Genomic DNA, 21,073 nt, shown 5'->3' with positions numbered 1-21,073 from the left:
CGCGCGCGTTACCCTGAAGGCGTGGTGGAAGCGGCGGTGATGGGGGCCGGTGCGTGGGGTAGTGCACTGGCCAAGGTGCTCGCCGACGCGGGCAACGAGGTGAGGATCTGGGCTCGGCACACCGACGTCGCCGACGAGATCAACGACACGCATCGCAACACCCGATATCTGGGTGACACCGAACTACCCAAGACGATCCGGGCCACCGGCGATGCGGGCGAGGCGCTGGACGGCGCATGCACGGTGCTGTTCGCGGTGCCCGCCCAGACACTACGAGCCAACCTCGAACAGTGGTCGGGACTGATCAGCGACGAAGTCACCTTGGTGAGCCTGGCCAAGGGCATCGAACTCGACACGCTCATGCGCATGAGCCAGGTGATCATCCAGATGACCGGCGCCGATCCATCGCGCGTCGCGGTGGTGTCCGGGCCGAACCTCGCCAGCGAGATCGCCGACGAGCAACCGGCGGCCACGGTCGTGGCCTGCAGTGACTCCGGACGGGCCGTGGCGTTGCAGCGTGCGCTCTCGACCGCGTACTTCCGCCCCTACACCAATGCCGACGTCATCGGCGCCGAGGTCGGCGGCGCATGCAAGAACGTCATCGCGCTCGCGTCCGGCATGGCCGCCGGTGTCGGGCTGGGGGAGAACACCGCGGCGGCGATCATCACCCGCGGGCTGGCCGAGATCATGCGGCTGGGAATCGCGTTGGGCGCCAAACCCGCGACGCTGGCAGGCCTGGCCGGTGTCGGTGACCTGGTCGCGACGTGTACGTCGACGCAGTCGCGCAACCGCTCGTTCGGGATGCGGCTGGGCCAGGGCGGCACGATGGAATCGGCGATGCGTGCAACCGGCGGCCACGTCGCCGAGGGTGTCGCATCGTGTCAGTCGGTGCTCGCATTGGCCGAGAGCTACGACGTCGAGATGCCGCTCACCGACGCGGTATTCCGGGTGTGCCACAGGGGTTTGTCGGTCGACGAAGCCGTCGCGTTGTTGCTCGGGCGCAGCACGAAACCGGAGTAACCGGTGGACGGTCAATACGGCGATTCCACCCGAAGCGTGAAATCCGTTGCTTCGGAAGCGATCCCGGGTCAGGCGGTGGCGCCGTCACCCGTGCCGGCGACCACCTTCCATCTGTCACCTGATGAGTCCGAATCGCCGGACACCTACGGACGCGGGTCGAATCCGACGTGGCGCCACGTGGAGTCGGCGCTCGCACAGCTCGAGGGCGCGCCGGCCGCGTTGGCCTTCGGATCGGGGATGGCCGCGATCACCTCCGTCCTGCGTGCGCTGACCAAGCCCGGGAGCAAGCTCGTCGTACCGGCCGACGGGTACTACCAGGTCCGCGACTACGCATCGGAATACCTTGTCGCGCAGGGTGTCACGGTGGTGGTTGCGACCACCGGCGAGATGTGCGCGGCGTCGGCGGACGCCGACGTGGTACTCGCCGAGAGCCCTGCCAATCCCGGCCTCGATGTGGTTGATCTGCACCAGCTCGCGATGCAGTGTCGCAGCCGTGGCGCGACGCTGGTCGTCGACAACACCACCGCAACACCGTTCGGACAGCAACCGCTTTCGCTGGGCGCGGACGTGGTGGTGGCCAGCGCGACCAAGGCGCTGTCGGGCCACAGCGACCTCCTCGCCGGGTATGTCGCCAGCGCGCACACCGACCTGATGGACGCGGTGGCCCGGGAACGGCTGCGCTCGGGCGCCGTGCTCGGCGCCTTCGAGGCGTGGCTGCTGTTACGCAGCCTCGGCACCGCCGGCCTGCGGTTCGAGCGGCAGTGCCACAACGCGGCGGCGCTGGCCGTGGCACTGCACGCACACCCCGCGGTGCGAACGGTGCGTTACCCCGGCCTGCCCGACGACCCGTCGCACCGGATCGCGTGCGCACAGATGAAGAGGTTCGGCGGCCTGATCGCCGTCGAGTTGGTCGACGCCGCCGCCGTGCACGCCCTGGTCGAGCGCAGCGCGCTGCTGATCGCCTCGACGAGCTTCGGCGGAATCCACACGTCGGTGGACCGTCGCGCCCGCTGGGGCGACGACGTCAGCGACGGGTTCGCCCGGATCTCGCTCGGCATCGAGGACACCGACGATCTGATCGCCGATATCGAGCAGGCGCTGGGCTGATAGCGCCGACGGCCATCGTGGGCGGGCCGGCCGACAGCCATGACGGTAGCCTCTGCAGGTTGTGACTGCCCGCCATGACCCCGGCACCGGACGCGTCCGGGTTGCCGTCGTCTACGGCGGACGCAGCTCCGAACACGCGATTTCGTGCGTCTCCGCAGGCAGCATCCTGCGCAATCTCGATCCGCAGCGCTTCGACGTGGTCCCGGTCGGCATCACCCCGCAGGGGGCGTGGATGTTGACCGATGCGCGGCCGGACACCCTCGCGATCACCGACGGCCGCCTGCCGGAGGTGACCGCCGCGTCGGGCACCGAAATGGCGCTGGCCGCCGATCCGGGCCGCGGCGGGCAGTTGCTGTCGCTCGGCGGGGAAGCGGGGGAGATCCTGGCGGCGGTCGACGTCGTCTTTCCGGTTCTGCACGGCCCGTACGGGGAGGACGGCACGATCCAGGGCCTGCTCGAGCTTGCGGGTGTGCCTTACGTCGGGGCGGGTGTGCTGGCCAGCGCCGTCGGCATGGACAAAGAGTTCACCAAGAAGCTGTTGGGCGCGTCCGGTCTGCCGATCGGCGATTACGAGGTGTTGCGGCCCCGCCGGGACACGCTGACCCTCGAGGCTCGCGAGCGGCTGGGCCTTCCGGTCTTCGTGAAACCGGCGCGCGGCGGCTCGTCGATCGGCGTGAGCCGGGTGACGGCCTGGGACCAGCTGCCGCAGGCGATCGACCAGGCCCGCAGGCACGATCCGAAGGTGATCGTCGAGGCCGCGGTGTCGGGGCGCGAACTGGAATGCGGCGTGCTCGAATTCCCCGACGGACGGGTCGAGGCCAGCGCGCTCGGCGAGATCCGCGTCGCCGGGGTGCGCGGCCGCGAGGACGGCTTCTATGACTTCGCGACGAAATATCTCGAGGACGCGGCCGAACTCGACGTGCCCGCCAAGGTCGACGACGATGTCGCCGACGCCGTGCGTGCGCTCTCGATCCAGGCGTTCAACGCCATCGACTGTCAGGGACTGGCCCGCGTCGACTTCTTCCTCACCGACGACGGTCCCGTCATCAACGAGATCAACACCATGCCGGGATTCACGACCATCTCGATGTTTCCGCGGATGTGGGCCGCCAGCGGCGTCGACTATCCGACCCTGTTGGCCACGATGGTGCAGACCGCGCTCAACCGCGGCACCGGTCTGCGCTGAGGTTCAGCACCTTCGCCGCAGAGTCAACGCGGCGGGCCCGGGACGACGGGCTTGGCGGGCAATGCCTTGGCGATCGCCGCGGACAGCAGCTGGATCGGCGTCGGACCGGAACCCTGGGGCAACGTCAACGCGACGTACACCCCTCGGTCGACGGCGAACCACGTGCTGCGTGCCTGGTCGACGTCCGCCGTCTCGGCGCCGGGCTCACTCACCCGAAACCACTGCACCTCGTCGACCACCTGCACCGGCGCGCCCGCGACGAACTCGGCCGGCCGCTCCACCCCGCAGCGCAGGACGATGGGCTCGCCTCCGCCCTCGGGACGCCACGCCGCCGCGCCGGGGGGCGCCGGATCGGCCAGCGGCGCGCGGGCGTGATCGCCCAGCTCGTCCGGGAGGCCGGCGAGCAGGTCGGCGCAGTGCGAACTCGTGGCGGCAGGGGCGGGCACGGCGGCCACGGGAACGGGCTGTTGCGGTGCCGATCCCTGGCGCATCACGGCGATCGCCAAGACCGCCACGATTCCGGCCACCGCCACCACCAGGGCGGTGACCAGCAGCGCCCGAGGCGGTCCGTCACCGGTCTCCGAATCCACGGCCCAACTCTATTGATGGGCCCCGTTGGCGATCGGACAGGTCAGCGTCCTGGTGATACCGGCGACGTGCTGGACGGTGGGGACGACGGTGGCTTTCAGATCGGCCAGGGTGTCCGCACCGACGCGCACGACCACGTCGTACGGGCCCGTCACGTACTCGGCGGACAACACCCCGGGAAGCGCGGCGAGTTGTTTGGCGACGACTTCGGCGCGGCCCACTTCGGTCTGAATCAGCATGAAAGCCTCGACCACCCGCTGTCCCTCCACATCGCTGCATAGACTCCACGCCGCAGGCGCTTAACGTACCGCAGGTGCGCCCGGCGTTCAGGCCAGCATGAAACGGACAAGGCCGCGACAGGAGGTGACATGGGGTCCGACGCCGAGACCCTGGCGCAGGTGGGGGAGTTCGCGGTGATCGCGCGCCTGGTGGCCGGGCGTCGCCAGCCCGACGCCGTCGCGGTGGGGCCCGGTGACGACGCCGCCGTACTGTTCGCGCCCGACGGCAGGACGGTCGTGTCCACGGACATGCTGGTGGCCGGGCGGCACTTCCGGTTGGACTGGTCGACGCCGAACGACGTGGGGCGCAAGTCGATCGCGCAGAACGCGGCCGACATCGAGGCGATGGGTGCGCGACCGACCGCCTTCGTCGCCGCGTTCGGCGCACCGTCGGACACACCCGCCGAGCAGGTCTTGGCGCTGGCCGACGGCATGTGGCAGGAGGCCGAGTCGATGGGCGCGGGCATCGCAGGCGGCGACCTCGTCAGCGCCCCGCAGTGGGTGATCTCGGTGACCGTGCTCGGCGACCTCGAGGGCCGCGAGCCCGTGCGCCGCGGCGGGGCCGGCCCCGGTGACGTGATAGCCGTCGCCGGTGATCTCGGCCGCTCTGCCGCCGGATTCACGTTGTGGCGCAACGGCCTCGAACGCTTCGACGAACTGCGCAGGCGCCACGTCGCACCGCGGCCGCCGTACGGGCAGGGTCGCGTCGCCGCCGAGAGCGGTGCCACCGCGATGACCGACGTGTCGGACGGGTTGCTCGCCGACCTCGGCCACATCGCCGAGGCATCCGGTGTCGGCATCGACCTGTCCACCGCCGCGTTGGCCGCCGACCATGAGGCACTCGCCGGAGCCGCCGAAGCGGTGGGCGCCGATGCCTGGTCGTGGATTCTCGGGGGCGGGGAGGACCACGCGCTGGTCGCGACGTTCCCCGACGCGCCTCCGCCTGGGTGGCGCGTGATCGGTCGGGCGCACGACGGCGCGCAGGGGGTCTCGGTCGACGGCGCGGTGTGGCAGGGGAATACCGGGTGGCAGTCGTTCGACTAGTTAGGGTGTCGAGTCGTGACCGTGTACGCCATCGCCCAGCTGAGGTTCACGGACCGTGCGGCGTATGACCGCTACCAAGCCCGTTTCCTCGACGTCTTCACCCGCTACTCGGGAACGCTGCTCGCTGCCGACGAGTCGCCGCAGATCCTGGAGGGCTCCTCGGACCGCGAGAAGGTCGTGTTGATGTCGTTCCCTGACGAGGCGTCTTTCCGCGCGTGGGCGAACTCGCCCGAGTACCAGGAGATCTCGAAGGACCGCCACGCCGGCGCCGACTCGTTGGTGATGCTGGTCGAGGGGCTTCGATGAGCGCCAAACCGCTGCACGAACTCGTCGAGCAGGGCTGGGCCGCAGCGCTGGAACCGGTCGCGGACCACGTCGCGCAGATGGGCGAGTTCCTGCGCGCCGAACTGGCCGCCGGTAACGGATATCTGCCCGCCGGTCAAAACGTGTTGCGCGCGTTCACCTTTCCGATGGACAAGGTGCGTGTGCTGATCGTCGGTCAGGACCCGTATCCGACACCCGGGCACGCCGTCGGCCTGAGCTTCTCGGTGGCGCCCGAGGTGCGGCCGCTGCCGCGCAGCCTGGAGAACATCTTCAAGGAGTACGCCGACGACCTCGGCCATCCGGCGCCGGCCACCGGCGACCTGACGCCGTGGGCCGAGCGCGGCGTGATGTTGCTCAACAGGGTGCTCACGGTCCGCCCGGGCAACCCGGCGTCACACCGGGGCAAGGGGTGGGAAGCCGTGACCGAATGCGCGATTCGCGCGCTCGTCGCACGCAGGCAACCGTTGGTCGCGGTGCTGTGGGGCCGCGACGCCTCGACGCTGAAGCCGATGCTGGACGGCGCCGACTGCGTTGCGATCGAATCGCCGCACCCGTCGCCGCTGTCGGCGTCGCGCGGGTTCTTCGGGTCGCGGCCGTTCAGTCGCGCGAACGAACTGCTCGAGAAGATGGGCGCCGAGCCGATCGACTGGCGGCTGCCCTAACGAACTATCCGACGCCCGGGATCGGCGGAGGTGAGGGGATCGGCGGAGGCGACGGAATCTCCGGCGGGGCCGGGATCGCCGGCGGCGATGGAACGCCGGGCGCCGGAACCTCGACCGTGCCGCCCTCAGTTCCATTGCCCTCGGTGGTGGTGGCGGGAACTCCAGGCGCCGGTGTGGTGGTTTCGGGTGCGCTGGTCTCCACGGTCACTTCGACCGACGTGGTGGCCGACGTCGTCGGTGTCGTGGTCGTCGTCTCGTCACCGGCGGAATCGCCGCCGCCGCACGCGGTCAATAGGGCCAGCGCGCATCCGGACAGCGCGATCAGGGTGGGTCTTGCAGCTGCACGAGAGGTCATGCATCGGGGGCTACCCGGTGGGTGGCCGCCGCAATCGCGCGTGCGTCAGCCGCGCGAGACCTTTCCGGCCTTGATGCACGACGTGCACACGTTCATGCGCTGCTTGTTGCCCCCGGGTCGGGTGACGGCGCGCACGGTCTGGATGTTGGGATCCCAGCGACGGCTGGTCCGGCGATGGGAGTGCGAGACCGACTTGCCGAAACCGGGTCCCTTCCCGCAGATATCGCACACGGCAGCCATTGCAGAACTCCTCAGATCAGTACGTGGGGGTCCGGGCCGCTGCACCGCGGCGGGCGCGGCTCGACCCGACAACCCGACCAGGATACCGGCAGCCGCAACGATCACCAAAATGCCGTCGCCGCGCAGCGCGTGGACCACGATCAGGCTACCGACCGGCGGCAACTTCGTGCCGGTGCTGTCAGGTCCAATCGCTAGGCTGACCCGCACGGCGGGGCGTCACATTCGGTGGAGGTAAGGCATGTCGGCTCGACTGCTCGATGCCCCCACGCTGCGGAAGTGGTCGCACACCGCGGTCGGTGACCTCATCACCCACACCGACGAGATCAACCGGCTCAATGTGTTCCCGGTCGCCGACGCCGATACCGGCACGAACATGCTGTTCACCATGCGTTCGGCCTGGGCGCAGGCCGACGCGCTGCCCCACACCGACGACGTCGCCGAGGTCGCGGGAGCGCTGGCGCGCGGGGCCTTGCACGGGGCGCGGGGAAATTCCGGCGTGATCCTGTCCCAGATCCTGCGGGCGGTGGCCGAGGTCACCGCGGAGGCGGTTTCGGACCGTGGGAGCGGGCTGGTCGCCGTGGACGGGCCGTTGTTCGCCGCTGCGCTGCGCCACGCCGTGGTGCTGGTGATCCGCTCGATGGGAGAGGCCGTGCCCGGCACCATCGTCACGGTGCTCCAGGACGCGGCTGAGGCCGCGGAACTGGCCTGCGCCGAGCGCGCCGGGCTGCCCGACGTCGTGTGCAGGGCCGCGGATGCGGCGGCGCAGTCGCTCGACCGGACCACCGGCCAACTCGACGTGCTGGCCCGCGCGGGCGTGGTGGACGCCGGCGGCCGCGGGTTGCTGGTACTGCTGGACGCGATGAGCACGACGCTGACCGACCGCGCAGTGCGCAGGACGCCGTACGCCCCGGCGCCACCGCTGCATGCCGACGCCGGCGGGGCGCACGTCGTCAAGGCTCCGCAGTTCGAGGTGATGTACCTGCTGAGCGAATGCGATCCGGCGGGAGTGGAACGACTCCGCGCCGACCTGGACGCCCTCGGCGATTCGGTGGCGATCGCCGCCGCGTCGGAGGGCGGCGGCCACTACTCCGTGCACGTGCACGCCGACGATGCGGGCGCCGCCGTTGAGGCCGGCCTCGCCGTGGGGGTGCCCAGCCGCATTCAGATCACGGCGCTCACCGGCACCGCCGGTGCGCGTCCCGGGGGCGGATGGTCGCGAGGCCGCACTGTGCTCGCCGTCGTCGACGGACAGGGCGCCGAGGAGTTGTTCGCCGGTGAAGGCGCGCACGTGCTGCGGATCGACGGGGAGGCGCCGGTCAGCGCCAAACAGCTGCTGCACGCGCTCGTCAACGCCGACGCCGGCCAGGCGATGATCCTGCCGAACGGATACGTCGCCGCCGAAGAACTGGTCGCCGGGTGCACGGCGGCGATGGGCTGGGGCATCGACGTCGTGCCGGTTCCCGCGGCGTCCATGGTGCAGGGCCTGGCGGCGCTGGCGGTCCACGACGAGTCGAGGCAGGCCGTCGACGACGGATACACCATGGCCCGGGCGGCCGCCGGTGCCCGCCACGGGTCGGTGCGGGTCGCCACCGAGGAGGCGCTCACGTGGGCGGGCATGTGCAAGCCGGGCAACGGCCTCGGCATCTCGGGCGACGAGGTGCTGGTCGTGGGTGACGACCTCGTCGCCGCGGGCGCGGGCCTGATCGATCTGCTGCTGTCCGCAGGCGGCGAACTCGTGACCGTCCTCACCGGTGCCGGAGTCGACGACGGCGTCGCCGCCGCACTCGGCGAGCATGTGCACGAACGCCACCTCGGCGCCGAACTGGTCACCTACCACACCGGCCACCGCGGCGACGCTCTGCTGATCGGGGTGGAGTAGCCGTGGCGACGCTGCACGACCGCCTCGACTTCGTGATCGGCAAGAAGGCCGCGGATCCGCTCGCCGAGTACTTCGGCTTCCACACCGTCAACGACCTGCTGCGTCACTACCCCCGCAAGTACAGCGACGAGATGACGACCGTCAACGAGGGCGAGGAACTCGAAGAGGGCGTCCATGTCACGTTCGTCGACACGATCTCCAAAGCCGAAGTGCGGTACACGAACCGGCAGCCGCGGCGCGAGTATCTGGTCGTCACGCTCGGGAACCGCAGGCCGAAGGTGACCGCGACGTTCTTCAACGTCAAGTTCCTCAAGAAGCAGTTGGTCGAGGGTGCGAAGGTGATGCTCTCGGGGGAGGTCGGCTACTTCAAGGGCACGATGCAGCTGACCCATCCGGCGTTTCTCGTACTGCACGAGAGCGGCAACGTGCGCGGGTCCAAGTCGCTGCGCGCCATCGCGGAGGCGTCCGGAACGACCGGTGAGGACCTGCTGGCGGCGTTCGAACGCGACTTCTTCCCGATCTATCCGGCCAACAAGAAGGTGCAGACCTGGGAGATCTACGCCTGCGTGCGTCAGGTGCTCGACGTCTTAGACCCTGTCCCCGAACCTCTTCCGGAATCCTTTCTGCGACAACACAATCTGATCACCGAAGACCAAGCGCTGCGGGCCATCCACACCGCCGAGAGATCCGCTGACCGCGATGCCGCCGTCGCTCGCCTGACGTACGACGAGGCCATCGGGCTGCAGTGGGCACTGGTCGGCCGACGCCACGGTGAGCTCAGCGAATCCGGTCCGGCCGCCCCTCGCCGCGACGACGGGCTCGTCGCCGCCATGCACCGACAGATGCCGTTCGAGTTGACCGGCGGCCAGAAGGATGTGCTCGACGTGATCTCGGGCGAACTCTCGGGAACCCGGCCGATGAACCGCATGCTGCAGGGCGAGGTCGGCTCGGGTAAAACCATCGTCTCGGTGCTGGCGATGCTTCAGATGGTCGACGCCGGTTATCAGTGTGCGCTGCTCGCCCCCACGGAAGTCCTTGCCGCACAGCATGCCCGGTCGATCCGCGCCGTACTCGGTCCGTTGGCGATGGCAGGCCAACTCGGTGGCGTGGAGAACGCCACGCGCATCGCGCTGTTGACCGGATCGATGTCGGCGCAACAGAAGCGCGCGGTGCGCGACGAAGTCGCAGGCGGCGAGGCGGGCATCGTCATCGGCACGCACGCCCTGCTGCAGGACGCCGTCGAGTTCCACCGCCTCGGCATGGTTGTCGTCGACGAACAGCACCGCTTCGGGGTGGAGCAGCGGGATCGCCTGCGCGGCAAGGCCCCCGAGGGCATCACTCCGCATCTGCTGGTGATGACGGCCACCCCGATCCCACGCACCGTCGCGTTGACCTACTACGGCGATCTGGAGACCTCGACGCTGCGCGAGCTGCCGCGGGGCAGGCAGCCGATCACCACCAACACCGTCTTCCTCAGCGAACACCCGCGCTGGCTGGACCGGGTCTGGCAACGCATCACCGAAGAGGTGCGCGAGGGTCGGCAGGCGTACGTGGTGGCCTCGCGGATCGACGAAAGCGACAAGACCGCCAACGACAAAGAGGGCGGCCCGCCACCAATCACGGTCGTCGAGCTGTTCGACCGGCTGCGCCGCGGCCCGCTCTCGGGTCTGCGGCTCGGGCTCATGCACGGCCGGCTGCCCGCCGACGAGAAGGACGCCGTGATGGCCGCGTTCCGCTCCGCAGAGATCGACGTGCTGGTGTGCACGACGGTCATCGAGGTCGGGGTGGACGTGCCGAATGCGACGGTGATGGTCGTGATGGACGCCGACCGTTTCGGTATCAGCCAGCTGCACCAGTTGCGCGGACGGATCGGTCGCGGAGCGCACCCCAGCTTGTGTCTGCTCGTCACCAAGCTGCCGCAGGGGAGCAAGGCCGGCGCCCGGCTTTCCGCCGTCGCGTCGACGTTGGACGGCTTCGCGCTCGCCGACCTGGACCTGCGCGAGCGCCAGGAGGGAGATGTGCTGGGCTACAACCAGTCCGGCCGCGCGATCACGCTGCGCTTCCTGTCTCTGCAGGAGCACCTCGACATCATCGAGACCGCCCGCGACTTCTGCGCCCGCTTGTACGAGCGAGACCCCGCGAATCCGGGGATGGCCGCGCTGGCCGGGCCGTTCGTCGACACCGACCGCGTTGAGTTCCTGGACAAGGCATGAACCGCAAGCATCTGTGGTGGCTGACCACGATCGTCGCGCTCGCGGTGATCGTCGCCGTACAGGCGGTCAACTCGGCGGGGGAGCGCGCACACTTCATCGCGCGGGCCGACATTCCGACCGTCGCGCCAGGCGTCGACGTCCTCGCCGGGGTGCCCGTCATCCCGTTGCGGATCCGCGGATACGACTACCGCAGAGCGGCCTTCGGGGACAGTTGGACCGACGACAACGCGGCACCGGGAGGGCATAACGGCTGCGACACCCGCAACGACATCCTCAACCGCGACCTCGACGACAAGACGTTCGTGTCGATCAAGCGCTGCCCCAACGCCGTTGCGACCGGAGTCCTGCACGACCCGTACACCAACGCCGTCGTCGCCTTCACCCGCGGCGAGAAGACCGGGGCGGCGGTGCAGATCGACCACATCGTCCCGCTGGCGCTCGCGTGGGACCTGGGCGCGCGTGGCTGGCCCGAGGGCCTGCGGGTCCGGTTCGCCAACGACCCGGCGAATCTGATCGCGGTCGCAGGAAACGCCAACCAGGACAAGGGAGATCACGAGCCCGCGAACTGGATGCCGGCCAACGCGGCGTTCCACTGCCAGTACGCGATTCAGTTCATCGCGGTGCTGCGCGGCTACGGGCTGCCGATCGACGCTCCGTCGGCCGGCGTGCTGCGCAACGCCGCCGCCACCTGCCCGACGGGCTGAAAGCCTAGGTGCCGGTGTAGGTTTCCGGGTCCGGGCGGAACCGCTTGCCCTCATCGAGCCCGTTGAGCGAGCCCATCTCGTCATCGGTGAGCTCGAAGTCGAAGACCTCGAGATTCGAGGCGATCCGATCCGGCTTCGACGACCGGGCGATGACCGCGTTGCCCAGCTGAATGCTCCACCGGATCAACACCTGTGCGGGCGTCTTGCCCTGTGCCTGCGCCACCGAGGTGACCGCCTCGTTCTCGAGCAGGTGCCCGACGCCCAACGGTCCGTAGGCCTGGGTGACGATGCCGTAGCCGGCGTTGACCTCGCGCAGCTCCGCCTGGTTGAGCAGCGGGTGCAGCTCGAGTTGGTTGACCGCCGGGGTGAAGAACGACAGGTCGATGACGTCGGAGAGGTGCTCGGCGTGGAAGTTGGCGACGCCGATCGACCTGGTGTCGCCGACCTCCTTGCGCTTCATCAACCCGCCCCAGCTGTCGACGTACTTGCCGTGCTCACCGGCGGGCCAGTGGATCAGGTACAGGTCGACGTAGTCGAGGCCGAGCCTGTCGAGGCTGGCCTTGAGCGCGTCTTGAGACGACTGGAAGCCGAGGTCGGGCGTGGCCAGCTTGGTGGTGACGAAGATCTCGTCGCGCGGAACCCCGGACGACTTGATGGCCCGGCCGACGGCTTCCTCGTTGCCGTAGGCCGCGGCGGTGTCGATCAGCCGGTACCCGGCGGACAGCGCCGCGAGCACCGCCTCCTCGGTCTCGGACTCCGACAGCTCGCCGACGCCGAGACCGAACACCGGCATCGTGTGATCGTCGTTGAGTGTGACGGTCGGAACCGCACCCGATTCGGTCATTTCACCTATCCCGTGAATTCGAAGGTCCGTGGATCGGGGCCCAACCGAGTGCCGTCGCCGAGCTCGGACACGGATGCCATGTCCTGTTCGCTCAGTTCGAAATCGAACACGTCGAAATTGCTCACGATTCTCTCGGGGGTCACCGACTTCGGGATGACTATATTGCCGAGCTGCATATGCCACCTAATCAACACCTGGGCCGGCGTCTTGCCGTGTTTCTCGGCGACCGAGACCACGGTGTCGTTCTTGAGCAGTGATCCCTGGCCCAGCGGGCTCCACGCCTCGGTGGCGATGCCCATCTGAGCGTGCACTTCGCGCAGCTCCTCCTGCTGCAGCAGCGGGTGAAGTTCGATCTGGTTGACCGTGGGCACGATCCCTGTCGCGTCGACGAGTTCGCGCAGGTGTTCGGGCTCGAAGTTGCTCACCCCGATCGACCGGATGCGACCCTGCTCGCGCAGGTGCGCGAACGCCTTGAACGTCTCGACGAACGCGCCCTTGGCCGGCATCGGCCAGTGGATGAGGTAGAGGTCAAGGTAATCGAGCCCGAGCCGCTTCATGCTCTTGTCGAAGGCGGTGAGCGTGGTGTCGTAGCCCTGATCGGCGTTCCACAGCTTGGTGGTGATGAAGACCTCATCGCGCGGTACGCCCGACTTCTCGAGCGCCTGACCCACCTCGCGTTCGTTCTGGTACGCGGCGGCGGTGTCGACGTGCCGGTAGCCGGCCTCGAGGGCGGTCGCGACCGCACGTTCGGTGTCCTCGGGCGGGGTCTGCCAAACACCGAGCCCAACCTGAGGTATCGAATTACCGTCGTTCAAAGTGATCGAGGGAGATGCCATGACTTCGAGTCTGCCAGGCGAGGCGGAGCCGGTCGTACCGCCGAAGCGCGCGAAGGTGTCGATGGTCAAGGCCGGCGGCGTGACGTCGCGTGCGTTTCCGCGGATACCGGACGCCGTGAAGCGACTGCTGCTGGGCCGTCGTTCCGTGGTCATCGACGGCAACACCCTCGACACGACCATGCAGCTGATGCTCGCCGGCCAGAAGACCGTCGGCATCGGTGGGCTGACGCTGAGTCCCGACGACGCCGAGGCGCGCGCGCTGCTGGGGATGCTGGCGGCGGCCTTCAAACAGAACATCCCGGTCGCGTCGGTGTCGAGCCTTTCGATTCCGGGTCCAGGCGGCCCCATCCCGGCGCGCCACTACCGCCCCGCCGACGGCGACGGAGCACCGCTGCTGGTCTTCTACCACGGTGGCGGCCAAGTCCTCGGCGACCTCGACACGCACGACGACCTGTGCCGGCTGATCTGCCGCCAGGGCCGCATGCACGTGCTGTCGGTCGACTACCGGCTGGCGCCCGAACATCCGGCGCCCGCCGGTAACGACGACGCATTCGCCGCGTTCGGCTGGGCATGCGAGCACGCTGCCGAACTGGGCGCGGACCCCGAGGGCGTCGCCGTCGGCGGCGATAGTGCGGGCGGCAACCAGGCGACCCTCGTCGCGCACCGCGCCCGCGCCGAGGGACCGCAACCCGCCCTGCAGTTCCTGCTGTATCCGGTGGTCAACTACCGCGACGAGACCCGGTCGCAGGCACTGTTCGACGACGGGTTCTTCCTCACCCGGAACGACCTGCGCTGGTGTCGGGCCAAATACCTGCGCGGCGGGATCGATCCGGGCGACCCGCGGGTGTCGCCGCTGCTCGCCGACGACCTGTCGGGCTTGGCGCCGACGCTGATCGTCACCGCCGGTTTCGACCCGCTGCGCGATGAAGGCAGGCAATACGCCGACGCCCTGCGGGCGGCCGGGGTTCGCGTCGACCACCGCGAGTTCGGCTCGTTGATCCACGGCTTCGCGAACTTCTTCCCGTTCGGCGGCGACAGCGCCACCGCGATGGCCGAGGTGATTTCCGCATTGCGGGCGCATCTCGCCCGCGGCTGACCGGGCGGGGAAATCGCGCCGGTACTCTTACCGGCGTGGCCTCGAAACCCAAGAAGACCCCGCGCTACGACCTGAAGGCGGCCGACCGCCGACGCAACCGCGCCGTGCAGATCGGGTTGACGTCCGTCGTCGTCATCTTCGCTGTCGCGCTTGTGCTGTACATCGTGATGACCAAAGAGGACAAACCCGGTGAGGGCGAGACCCGGGCCGTGCGCGTGGCGTCGAGCAACCTGATCACCAAGGAAGGCACATCCGAGCCCAAGGCGGTGCTGTCGCTCTACGAGGACTTCCTGTGCCCGGCGTGCGGCAACTTCGAGAAGCAGTTCGGCCCCACGGTCAACAAGCTGATCGACACCGGAGCGGTGGCCGCCGACTACAACATGGTCTCGATCCTGGACCGCGCGGGGCAGGGGTATTCGACCCGCGCGGCGAACGCCGGCTACTGCGTGGCCGAGGCCGACACCGACGCCTTCCGACGCTTCCACGCCGCGCTCTTCGCCCAGCAGCCCGAAGAGGGCGTCGGCCCGTTCCCCGACAACGCCCGGCTTATCGAGGTCGCCCGGCAGGCGGGGGTCACGGGTGACGTTCCGAACTGCATCAACGGCGGCCGCTTCAACGACATGGTCAAGGGGCTGGCGAAGGCGAGCGGCGTGAACTCGACGCCGACCATCCGGATCAACGGCAATGACTACTCGCCGTCGACGCCGGACGCGCTGATCGCCGAGATCAAGAAGATCGTCGGCGATGTGCCCGGATTGGACGCCGGGGCACCGCCGCCCAACGCCGACCCGACCCCGCCGCCGAGGCCGTGACGGTCGCCGCGCCCGGCGCCGTCTCGCCGACCGATCCCGCGGCTGAGCCGCCGGCGGGGGTGTCGGTGGGTCGGCCGAGCGCGGTCTGGATCCTCATCGCCGGTGTGCTGGGACTGGCCGCCGCGATCGCGCTCACGGTCGAGAAGATCGAGCTGCTGATCGATCCGGAGTACGTGCCGTCGTGCAGTTTGAACCCCGTGCTGTCCTGCGGTTCGGTGATGATCACGCCGCAGGCGTCGGCGTTCGGTTTCCCCAACTCCCTGATCGGCATCGTCTCGTTCACGATCGTCCTGGTGACCGGTGTGCTGGCGCTCGCCCGGGTGGAACTGCCGCGCTGGTACTGGGCGGGTCTGGCCACCGGCACGCTGCTGGGCGCCGCGTTCGTGCACTGGCTGATCTTCCAGAGCCTCTACCGCATCGGTGCGCTGTGCCCGTACTGCATGGTCGTGTGGGCGGTGACGATCCCGCTGCTGGTCGTCGCCTCGGTCATCGCGCTGGCGCCCCAGCACGGCAACGCCGTGACGCGGGTGCTGCACACCTGGCGGTGGTCACTTGTCGCGCTGTGGTTCACCGCCCTGATCCTGCTGATCCTCGTGCGCTTCTGGAGCTACTGGTCCACGCTCATCTGATCCGGCCGCAGAGTTAAGGTAGCCCGTGATTTCTAAGGTCCTGGTCGCCAATCGCGGCGAGATCGCGATCCGCGCCTTCCGCGCCGCGTACGAGATGGGGATCGACACCGTCGCGGTCTACCCCTACGAGGACCGCAACAGCGTGCACCGGCTGAAGGCCGACGAGTCCTACCAGATCGGCGAGACCGGTCATCCCGTCCGGGCGTACCTGTCGGTCGACGAAATCATCCGGGTGGCCCGGCATGCCGGCGCGGACGCGGTGTACCCGGGATACGGCTTCCTGTCGGAAAATCCGGCGTTGGCGGCGGCGTGCGCGGAGGCCGGCATCACGTTCGTGGGGCCCAGCGCGAAAGTGCTCGAGTTGACGGGCAACAAGTCCCGTGCGATCGAGGCGGCCCGCGCTGCGGGGCTTCCGGTGCTGAACTCGTCGCCTCCTTCGGCGTCGGCCGAGGAACTGTTGGCCGCCGCGGAGAACCTGGAGTTCCCGTTGTTCGTCAAGGCCGTGTCCGGCGGCGGCGGGCGGGGGATGCGACGGGTCACCGACATCGACGCGCTACCCGACGCGATCGACGCCGCGGCGCGCGAAGCGGAGTCCGCTTTCGGCGATCCGACGCTGTACCTCGAGCAGGCGGTGCTCAACCCCCGCCATATCGAGGTGCAGATCCTCGCCGATACCCACGGCAACGTGATGCACCTGTTCGAGCGCGACTGCAGCGTGCAGCGCAGGCACCAGAAGGTCATCGAGCTGGCGCCGGCGCCGAACCTGTCCGACGAACTGCGGCAACGGATCTGCGCCGACGCGGTGGCGTTCGCCAAGGAGATCGATTACACGTTCGCCGGCACTGTCGAGTTCCTGCTCGACGAGCGCGGTCACTACGTGTTCATCGAGTGCAATCCGCGCATCCAGGTCGAGCACACCGTCACCGAGGAGATCACCGACGTCGACCTGGTGTCGAGCCAGTTGCGCATCGCCGACGGCGAGACCCTCGAGAGCCTCGAACTGAGCCAGGACGCGCTGCCCGCACCGCGGGGTTTCGCGATGCAGTGCCGGATCACCACCGAGGATCCGGCCAACGGGTTCCGCCCCGACACCGGCCGCATCACCGGGTACCGCACGCCGGGCGGGGCGGGCATCCGGCTGGACGGCGGTACGCATCTGGGCGCCGAAATCAGCGCGCACTTCGACTCGATGCTGGTGAAGCTGACCTGCCGGGGCCGCGACTTCGGTGCCGCGGTGGCGCGGGCGCGACGTGCGTTGGCGGAGTTCCGGATTCGCGGGGTGTCGACGAACATCCCGTTCCTGCAGGCCGTGGTGAACGATGCGGACTTCCGCGCCGGGCGGATCAGCACGTCGTTCATCGACGAGCGCCCGTATCTGCTGACCGCCCGAACACCGGCCGACCGCGGCACCAAGATCCTCAACTACCTGGCCGACGTGACGGTCAACCAGCCGCACGGCCCGCGCACCGCGTCGGTGTACCCGCACGACAAACTGCCCGGCATCGACCTCGACGCCGCGGCGCCCGACGGCAGCAAGCAGCGGCTGACCGAGCTGGGCCCCGAGGGGTTCGCCCGGTGGTTGCGCGACTCGAAACCGTTGGGCGTCACCGACACGACGTTCCGCGATGCCCATCAGTCGCTGCTGGCCACCCGGGTGCGGACCAACGGGCTGCTGATGGTGGCGCCCTACATCGCGCGCATGACGCCGCAGCTGCTCTCGCTCGAATGCTGGGGTGGTGCGACTTACGATGTGGCGCTTCGGTTTCTGAAGGAAGACCCGTGGGAGCGGCTGGCCGCGCTGCGCGAGACCGTACCCAACATCTGCCTGCAGATGCTGCTGCGTGGGCGTAACACCGTCGGGTACACGCCGTATCCGGAGATCGTCACCGACGCGTTCGTCGCCGAGGCGACGGCGACGGGCATCGACATCTTCCGCATCTTCGATGCGCTCAACAACGTTGAGTCGATGCGCCCCGCGATCGACGCCGTGCGCGAAACCGGTACGGCGGTGGCCGAAGTCGCGATGAGTTACACCGGCGACCTGTCGGATCCGGGGGAGAACCTCTACACGCTGGACTACTACCTCAAGCTCGCCGAGCAGATCGTCGACGCCGGCGCTCACGTGCTGGCGATCAAGGACATGGCCGGGCTGCTGCGCCCGCAGGCCGCGCACACCCTGATCGGCGCGCTGCGCAGCCGCTTCGACCTGCCGGTGCACGTGCACACCCACGACACCCCGGGTGGACAGTTGGCGACGTACCTGGCGGCCTGGCAGACGGGTGCGAGCGCGGTCGACGGCGCGGCCGCGCCGCTGGCCGGCACCACCAGCCAGCCTGCGCTGAGTTCGATCGTCGCCGCGACCGCGCACACCGAGTACGACACCGGGCTTTCGCTGCAGGCGGTCTGCGACCTCGAGCCGTACTGGGAGGCGCTGCGAAAGGTGTACGCGCCGTTCGAGTCTGGTCTTCCGGCGCCGACGGGGCGGGTGTATCACCACGAGATCCCCGGTGGTCAGCTGTCGAACCTGCGCCAGCAGGCCATCGCGCTGGGGTTCGGTGACCGTTTCGAGGAGATCGAGGCCAACTACGCCGCCGCCGACCGGGTCCTGGGACGGCTGGTGAAGGTCACCCCGTCGTCGAAGGTGGTCGGCGACCTCGCGCTCGCGCTTGTCGGTGCCGGCATCAGCGCCGACGAATTCGCCTCGGACCCGGCGCGTTTCGACATTCCCGATTCGGTGATCGGGTTCCTGCGCGGCGAGCTCGGCGATCCGCCGGGCGGATGGCCCGAACCGCTGCGCACCAAGGCGCTGGCCGGCCGCGCCCCGGCCAAATCGCAGGAGGAACTCAGCGAAGAGGACGAAGCGTTGCTCGCGCAGGCCGGACCGAAGCGACAGGCCGCGCTGAACCGGCTGCTGTTCCCCGGGCCGACGAAGGAACTCGAGGCCCATCGCGAACAGTACGGCGACACGTCGAGCCTGTCGGCCAACCAGTTCTTCTACGGGCTGCGCAGCGGCGAGGAGCACCGGGTCAAACTGGAACGCGGGGTCGAACTGCTGATCGGGCTCGAGGCCATCTCCGATCCCGACGAGCGCGGCATGCGCACGGCGATGTGCATCCTCAACGGCCAGTTGCGGCCCGTTCTGGTGCGTGACCGCAACGTCGCCAGCGACATTCCCACCGCCGAGAAGGCGGACAAGGCCAATCCCGACCACATCGCCGCGCCCTTCGCCGGGGTGGTCAGCGTCGGAGTCGCCGTCGACGACGAGGTCGAGGCCGGCCAGACGGTGGCCACGATCGAGGCCATGAAGATGGAGGCCGCCATCACCGCGCCGAAGGCGGGCAAGGTGAGTCGGGTCGCGGTATCCGAGACCGCACAGGTCGAAGGCGGCGATCTGCTGGTGGTGGTCAGCTGACCCGCATCATCGCCGGCGCGCTGGGCGGTCGACGAATCACCGTGCCGCAACAGCGATCCGGGTCTGGAACCCGTCCCACCACCGACCGGGTGCGCGAAGCGTTGTTCAACGTGCTGGCCGCGCGCGTCGACCTGAGCGGGGCCGCGGTGCTCGACCTCTACGCCGGCTCGGGTGCACTCGGGCTCGAGGCGCTCTCCCGCGGTGCGGTGCAGGCGACGTTCGTCGAGTCCGATCGGCGCGCCGCGGCCGTCATCGCCGACAACGTCGCGGCGCTCGGTGTCGCCGGGGCGACCGTGCGGCGCGGGGCGGTGGCCGCGGTGCTGGCCGCGGACGCCCCGCGGCGGGTCGACCTGGTGCTCGCGGATCCGCCGTACGAGGTCGCCGCCGAAGAGGTCGAGTCGGTGCTGAGGCTGCTCGCCGAACGCGGTTGGGCCGGAGCGGGAACCGTCGTCGTGGTGGAACGGGCGGCGAACGGGCCCCCGTTGTCGTGGCCGCCGGGCTGGCGGGAGTGGCCGTCACGCACATACGGCGACACCCGCCTGGAGCTTGCCGAAGCGTCCGAGCGGCCCTGCTAGCGTCATCGCTCATGAGCGGCGCGGTATGCCCAGGATCCTTCGACCCGGTCACGCTCGGGCACGTCGACATCTTCGAGCGCGCCGCCGCGCAGTTCGACGAGCTGATCGTCGCGGTTCTGGTCAACCCGAACAAGAAGGGCATGTTCACCCTCGAAGAGCGCATTGCGATGATCGAGGAGTCCGCCGCCCACCTGCCGAACCTGCGCGTCGAGTCGGGTCAGGGCCTGGTGGTGGATTTCGTCAGGCAGCGCGGTATGACCGCGATCGTCAAGGGCCTGCGCACCGGGACCGACTTCGAATACGAACTGCAGATGGCGCAGATGAACAAGCACATCGCCGGTGTCGACACCTTCTTCGTGGCCACCACACCGCGCTATTCGTTCGTGTCCTCGTCGCTGGCCAAGGAGGTCGCGTCGATGGGCGGCGACGTCTCCGACCTGCTGCCCGCCGCGGTCAACACGCGCGTGCAGGCCAAGCTGCGTCAGGGTTAGCCCGCTTTCGGCAGGGGTAGTCAGAGGGCAGCGCACAGCCCATTCGCGCACCCACCACTACCGAAAATGCAGGGAGTTTCTGCCATGGCTGAAACATTCGTCCAAAACACCGATGACGTCGTGAAGTTCCTGACCGATCAGCACAACCTGATCAAGGATTTGTTCGAAGAAGTGCTGAGCGCCTCAGAGACGGAGGCCCGTGAGAAGGCGTTCGCCGATCTGCGTCAACTGCTCGCCGTGCACGAGACCGCCGAGGAAATGGTGGTCCATCCGCGCGCCCGCAAGGAGGTCGCCGATGGTGAGGCGATCGTCGATGCGCGCCTCAAGGAGGAGCACGAGGCCAAGGAATTTCTGTCGAAGCTCGAGAAGATGGACATCGGGTCGAAGGAGTTCATCGACGAGCTCACGAAGTTCCGCGACGACGTGGTCGAGCACGCCGAGCACGAGGAGCGCGAGGAGTTCAGTCACCTCCAGAAGAACCTCGACGGCGACGACCTCAAGCGGATGGCGGGCGCCGTGCAGGCCGCCGAGGCGATCGCGCCGACGCATCCGCATGCCGGCGTCGAGTCGGCCAAAGCCAACTTCGCGCTGGGCCCCTTCGCGTCGATGCTCGACCGCGCGCGCGACCTCATCGGCGCCGCGGTGAAGTAACCGCAACCCCTTCTGCAGCCGAACGTGAGCTTGTGTCCGAAGTGTCGGACACAAGCTCACGTTCGGCGTCGACGTCGGCAGCGCATCACCGGGTTGACATAATGCGGACAGCAATTCAGTCAGCAGT

Annotated in this window: 22 protein-coding genes; 16 read left to right on the top strand and 6 right to left on the bottom strand. The window is 68.9% G+C overall.

The features are described from left to right. Positions 1–39 precede the first annotated feature (39 nt). The 3 genes from A5752_RS26320 to A5752_RS26310 all read left to right on the top strand — a co-directional run bounded on the left by A5752_RS26320 (position 40) and on the right by A5752_RS26310 (position 3,313). Positions 40–1,020, top strand: coding sequence for an NAD(P)H-dependent glycerol-3-phosphate dehydrogenase (locus A5752_RS26320; protein ID WP_197500741.1), 981 nt, complete (start codon positions 40–42; stop codon positions 1,018–1,020). Positions 1,021–1,023: 3 nt separating this feature from the next. Continuing rightward, complete coding sequence (locus tag A5752_RS26315; protein ID WP_067092185.1) at positions 1,024–2,127, top strand: cystathionine gamma-lyase; 1,104 nt, start codon at positions 1,024–1,026, stop codon at positions 2,125–2,127. A 61-nt stretch (positions 2,128–2,188) separates the two neighbouring features. Beyond that, positions 2,189–3,313, top strand: coding sequence for a D-alanine--D-alanine ligase family protein (locus A5752_RS26310; RefSeq protein ID WP_067092183.1), 1,125 nt, complete (start codon positions 2,189–2,191; stop codon positions 3,311–3,313). Between the two features lie 23 nt (positions 3,314–3,336). Here A5752_RS26310 and A5752_RS26305 read toward each other — a convergent pair whose 3' ends face one another. After that, positions 3,337–3,903 carry a DUF3515 domain-containing protein gene (locus tag A5752_RS26305; protein WP_067092182.1) on the bottom strand — a complete coding sequence of 189 codons (567 nt, stop codon included), beginning with the start codon at positions 3,901–3,903 and terminating at the stop codon, positions 3,337–3,339. Positions 3,904–3,912: 9 nt separating this feature from the next. Then, complete coding sequence (locus tag A5752_RS26300; protein WP_067092312.1) at positions 3,913–4,155, bottom strand: Lrp/AsnC ligand binding domain-containing protein; 243 nt, start codon at positions 4,153–4,155, stop codon at positions 3,913–3,915. A gap of 114 nt (positions 4,156–4,269) precedes the next feature. Here A5752_RS26300 and A5752_RS26295 point away from each other — a divergent pair, with 114 nt between their 5' ends. Genes A5752_RS26295 through A5752_RS26285 form a run of 3 tightly spaced genes read left to right on the top strand, consistent with a single transcriptional unit; the run spans position 4,270 to position 6,209 of the window. Further along, positions 4,270–5,223 carry a thiamine-phosphate kinase gene (locus tag A5752_RS26295; RefSeq protein WP_067092180.1) on the top strand — a complete coding sequence of 318 codons (954 nt, stop codon included), beginning with the start codon at positions 4,270–4,272 and terminating at the stop codon, positions 5,221–5,223. Between the two features lie 15 nt (positions 5,224–5,238). Further along, complete coding sequence (locus A5752_RS26290) at positions 5,239–5,529, top strand: DUF1330 domain-containing protein (protein ID WP_067092178.1); 291 nt, start codon at positions 5,239–5,241, stop codon at positions 5,527–5,529. Further along, a complete protein-coding gene (locus A5752_RS26285) occupies positions 5,526–6,209 on the top strand; it encodes a uracil-DNA glycosylase (protein ID WP_067092176.1) in 684 nt (227 codons plus the stop codon). Before A5752_RS26290 ends, A5752_RS26285 begins: the two co-directional genes overlap by 4 nt. A gap of 4 nt (positions 6,210–6,213) precedes the next feature. On the opposite strand, the gene A5752_RS26280 is transcribed toward A5752_RS26285, so the two are convergent. Together A5752_RS26280 and rpmB are read right to left on the bottom strand one after the other, a co-directional pair. After that, positions 6,214–6,564 (bottom strand): hypothetical protein, encoded by a 351-nt coding sequence (locus A5752_RS26280; protein WP_156614181.1) that lies wholly within the window; start codon positions 6,562–6,564, stop codon positions 6,214–6,216. Positions 6,565–6,609: 45 nt separating this feature from the next. Then, complete coding sequence (rpmB, locus tag A5752_RS26275) at positions 6,610–6,804, bottom strand: 50S ribosomal protein L28 (protein ID WP_064351131.1); 195 nt, start codon at positions 6,802–6,804, stop codon at positions 6,610–6,612. Between the two features lie 238 nt (positions 6,805–7,042). On the opposite strand from rpmB, the gene A5752_RS26270 reads away from it, so the two are divergent. Genes A5752_RS26270 through A5752_RS26260 form a run of 3 tightly spaced genes read left to right on the top strand, consistent with a single transcriptional unit; the run spans position 7,043 to position 11,600 of the window. Beyond that, complete coding sequence (locus A5752_RS26270) at positions 7,043–8,683, top strand: DAK2 domain-containing protein (RefSeq protein ID WP_067092172.1); 1,641 nt, start codon at positions 7,043–7,045, stop codon at positions 8,681–8,683. Between the two features lie 2 nt (positions 8,684–8,685). Beyond that, complete coding sequence (gene recG, locus A5752_RS26265) at positions 8,686–10,896, top strand: ATP-dependent DNA helicase RecG (RefSeq protein ID WP_067092170.1); 2,211 nt, start codon at positions 8,686–8,688, stop codon at positions 10,894–10,896. Then, positions 10,893–11,600, top strand: coding sequence for an HNH endonuclease family protein (locus tag A5752_RS26260; RefSeq protein WP_067092168.1), 708 nt, complete (start codon positions 10,893–10,895; stop codon positions 11,598–11,600). The genes recG and A5752_RS26260 overlap by 4 nt, the downstream gene beginning before the upstream one ends. A gap of 4 nt (positions 11,601–11,604) precedes the next feature. On the opposite strand, the gene A5752_RS26255 is transcribed toward A5752_RS26260, so the two are convergent. After that, positions 11,605–12,444, bottom strand: a complete 840-nt coding sequence (locus A5752_RS26255; protein ID WP_067092166.1) for an aldo/keto reductase — start codon at positions 12,442–12,444, stop codon at positions 11,605–11,607. 5 nt (positions 12,445–12,449) lie between these two features. After that, positions 12,450–13,280 (bottom strand): aldo/keto reductase, encoded by an 831-nt coding sequence (locus A5752_RS26250; protein ID WP_067092164.1) that lies wholly within the window; start codon positions 13,278–13,280, stop codon positions 12,450–12,452. Between A5752_RS26250 and A5752_RS26245 the strand changes: the two genes are divergently transcribed. From A5752_RS26245 to A5752_RS26215, 7 genes are all read left to right on the top strand, one after another. After that, positions 13,279–14,376 carry an alpha/beta hydrolase gene (locus tag A5752_RS26245; RefSeq protein ID WP_082964078.1) on the top strand — a complete coding sequence of 366 codons (1,098 nt, stop codon included), beginning with the start codon at positions 13,279–13,281 and terminating at the stop codon, positions 14,374–14,376. The genes A5752_RS26250 and A5752_RS26245 overlap by 2 nt on opposite strands. A 35-nt stretch (positions 14,377–14,411) precedes the next feature. Beyond that, entirely contained in the window at positions 14,412–15,188 is a 777-nt protein-coding gene (locus tag A5752_RS26240) for a DsbA family protein (protein ID WP_067092162.1), read from the top strand. Continuing rightward, positions 15,185–15,817 carry a vitamin K epoxide reductase family protein gene (locus A5752_RS26235; protein ID WP_067092160.1) on the top strand — a complete coding sequence of 211 codons (633 nt, stop codon included), beginning with the start codon at positions 15,185–15,187 and terminating at the stop codon, positions 15,815–15,817. The genes A5752_RS26240 and A5752_RS26235 overlap by 4 nt, the downstream gene beginning before the upstream one ends. Before the next feature lie 25 nt (positions 15,818–15,842). After that, positions 15,843–19,229 carry a pyruvate carboxylase gene (locus A5752_RS26230; RefSeq protein ID WP_067092158.1) on the top strand — a complete coding sequence of 1,129 codons (3,387 nt, stop codon included), beginning with the start codon at positions 15,843–15,845 and terminating at the stop codon, positions 19,227–19,229. Beyond that, complete coding sequence (gene rsmD / locus A5752_RS26225; RefSeq protein WP_067092156.1) at positions 19,226–19,804, top strand: 16S rRNA (guanine(966)-N(2))-methyltransferase RsmD; 579 nt, start codon at positions 19,226–19,228, stop codon at positions 19,802–19,804. The genes A5752_RS26230 and rsmD overlap by 4 nt, the downstream gene beginning before the upstream one ends. An 11-nt stretch (positions 19,805–19,815) precedes the next feature. Next, positions 19,816–20,295 (top strand): pantetheine-phosphate adenylyltransferase, encoded by a 480-nt coding sequence (gene coaD, locus A5752_RS26220; protein ID WP_067092154.1) that lies wholly within the window; start codon positions 19,816–19,818, stop codon positions 20,293–20,295. A gap of 84 nt (positions 20,296–20,379) precedes the next feature. After that, positions 20,380–20,946 carry a hemerythrin domain-containing protein gene (locus A5752_RS26215; RefSeq protein ID WP_067092152.1) on the top strand — a complete coding sequence of 189 codons (567 nt, stop codon included), beginning with the start codon at positions 20,380–20,382 and terminating at the stop codon, positions 20,944–20,946. The last annotated feature ends 127 nt before the right edge of the window (positions 20,947–21,073 follow it).

The organism is Mycobacterium sp. 852002-51961_SCH5331710 (assembly GCF_001665535.1).
Taxonomy (GTDB): Bacteria; Actinomycetota; Actinomycetes; order Mycobacteriales; family Mycobacteriaceae; genus Mycobacterium.
This window is presented reverse-complemented; position numbering and strand designations above follow the sequence as displayed.